Source organism: Mycobacterium sp. TH-M15, assembly GCF_057473705.1.
Genome location: NZ_JBYCLB010000638.1, coordinates 1 through 2,545, shown reverse-complemented (window position 1 = coordinate 2,545; position 2,545 = coordinate 1). Strand labels below are relative to the sequence as shown.

Annotated in this window: 2 protein-coding genes and 1 pseudogene; all 3 read left to right on the top strand. The window is 69.6% G+C overall.

Annotation, left to right across the window (positions count from 1 at the left end):
- Positions 1 to 1,147 (top strand): AMP-binding protein (locus tag AC2VNT_RS15585; protein ID WP_486947716.1); only part of this gene is annotated, 1,147 nt, incomplete at its 5' end.
- Positions 1,148 to 1,173: 26 nt separating this feature from the next.
- Positions 1,174 to 1,936, top strand: a pseudogene (locus AC2VNT_RS15580) (DUF3556 domain-containing protein); the annotation flags it as partial.
- Positions 1,937 to 2,063: 127 nt separating this feature from the next.
- Positions 2,064 to 2,545, top strand: a 482-nt coding sequence (locus tag AC2VNT_RS15575) for a glyceraldehyde 3-phosphate dehydrogenase NAD-binding domain-containing protein (RefSeq protein WP_486947715.1), incomplete at its 3' end; no start/stop codon positions are given.

Here is a 2,545-nt window from a genome sequence, read left to right as displayed (position 1 = left end):
CGACGCCGCCGGCGCCGAGCCGGTGCCGGCGGTCGCCGACTATGGCCCGTTGCGCGACGCCGCCGGCGCCGAGCCGGTGCCGGCGGTCGCCGACGGTGACGATCCGCTGTTCATCATGTACACCTCCGGCACCACCGGTCGGCCGAAGGGCGCTGTGCACACCCATGACAGCGTGCAGTGGTGCGTGCTGACCATGGCGGCCAGCATTGACATGCGGTTCCGGGACCGCTACCTGATCGCGCTGCCGCTGTTCCACGTCGCGGCGCTGGCACCGCTGTTCGGCAGCGTCTACCAGGGCGCGACCGTGGTGCTGCTGCGCCAGTTCGACCCGCGGCGGATCTGGGAGGTATTCCGGGACGAGGCGATCACCACCACGCTGGCGGTGCCGGCGATGCTCAACTTCATGCTGCCGGCCTACCGGCCCGCACTGCGGGATTCGCTGGCGCTGCGCTGGATCATGAGCGGCGCCTCCCCGGTGCCGCCGTCGCTGATCCAGGCCTACGCCGATCTGGGCATCGAGGTGCATCAGGTCTACGGGCTGACCGAGTCGTGCGGCCCGGGCTGCGTGATCGGCCCGGACGACGCGATGTCACATGCCGGCTCGGCCGGAAAGCCGTTCTTCCACACCGACATCCGGATCGTCGACCTGCAGGGCGCCGATGTGGGTCCCGGTGTCCCGGGCGAGGTCCTGATCCGCGGCCGGCACCTGATGACCGGGTACTGGCACCGGCCGGATGCCACCGCGGAGACCATCGTCGACGGCTGGCTGCGCACCGGCGACGTCGCCGTCCGGGACGCCGACGGCTTCGTCTACATCCAGGACCGGATCACGGATCTGATCATCTCCGGGGGTGAGAACGTCTACCCGGCCGAGGTCGAGGACGTGCTGTTGACCCACCCCGGAGTCGCCGATGTCGCGGTGCTGGGGATGCGGTCGGCGAAGTGGGGGGAGTCGCCGTTGGCGGTGATGGTGCGCGCCGACCCCGGCCTGGACGAGGCGGCGGTGCTGGAGTACTGCACCGGCCGGCTGGCTGCGTTCAAGCGGCCCAAGCGCATCGTCTTCGTCGACGCCATTCCGCGTACCCCGACCGGCAAGACGCTGAAGCGGGTGCTGCGCGACGAGTTCTCGTTCGACGCACCCGAGTAGGCACCGAGCGCAGAAGGAGCTGACAGGTGGGATTCACCACACCGGAGTTGCCGGACGTCGACCCGCTGGCCTGGACCGGGCTGCCGCGGTCCACCCGCATCCAGCTGTGCAGCCGGCACTGGGCCGAGCACGGCTTCGGCACCCCGTATGCCGCCTACCTGTTCTACCTGGTCAAAGTCGTCATGCTCTACATCGGCGGTGCCGCGCGGTCATCTCGCTGACGCCCGGCCTGGGTGGCCTCGGCCAGATCGCGGACTGGTGGTCGCAGCCGATCGTGTACCAGAAGCTGGTGATCTTCACCCCGCTGTACGAGATCCTCGGCCTGGGCTGCGGATCGGGCCCGCTCACCGGCCGGTTCTCGCCGCTGATCGGCGGCTTCCTGTACTGGTTGCGGCCCAACACGATTCGCCTGCCGCCCTGGCCGGAGCGGGTGCCGCTGACCCGCGGGGACACCCGGACCGTCGTCGACGTCGCGTTGTATGCGGTGGTGCTGATCTCCGGATCCTGGGCGCTGCTCGCACCGGGGGGTGGCGGCCCGGTCACCGCCGACGGCGACGGCGGGCTGGTCAGCCCCGCCCTGGTGGTGCCCACGATCGTCGCCCTGGTGCTGCTCGGACTCGGCTCTACCGCGACCCGGTCGACGACCTGCGCCCGTCCCGGCTGTCGGCGCTGCTGGCCCACGTCGGCGGGACCACCGCGGAGTTCGTGGTGCCGACGCTGCTGGTGTTCGCCGCCGGCGGCCAGCCGTGGCGGTGGATCCTGATCGCGTTCATGGCGATCTTCCGCGTTGCTGCGCGTCGTGCGCGCTTTCCGTCTCCGGCCGGACCGTCGTTTTCCCCGCCCACTACGCTGGTTGACGAATGGCCGGTACTTGAGGCGAAGACCAGCACACCACGTACGAAATGAGGAGAGAGCAGTGACGGTCCGGGTAGGCATCAACGGCTTCGGTCGCATCGGACGCAACTTCTTCCGGGCGCTGGACGCCCGCAAGGCACAGGGCACCAACACCGACATCGAGATCGTCGCCGCCAACGACCTCACCGACAACGCCACCCTGGCGCACCTGCTCAAGTTCGATTCGATCCTGGGCCGGATGGAGCAGGACGTCCGTCTGGAGGGCGACGACACCATCGTCGTCGGGACCACGAAGGTCAAGGCGCTGGCCGTCAAGGAGGGCCCGGCCGCGCTGCCATGGGCCGACCTCGGGGTCGACGTCGTCGTCGAGTCCACCGGCATCTTCACCCACGCCGACAAGGCGAAGGGCCACCTGGACGCCGGCGCCCGGAAGGTGATCATCTCCGCGCCGGCCACCGACCCGGACATCACCATCGCGATGGGCGTCAACGACGACAAGTACGACGGCAGCCAGAAGATCATCTCCAACGCGTCGTGCACCAC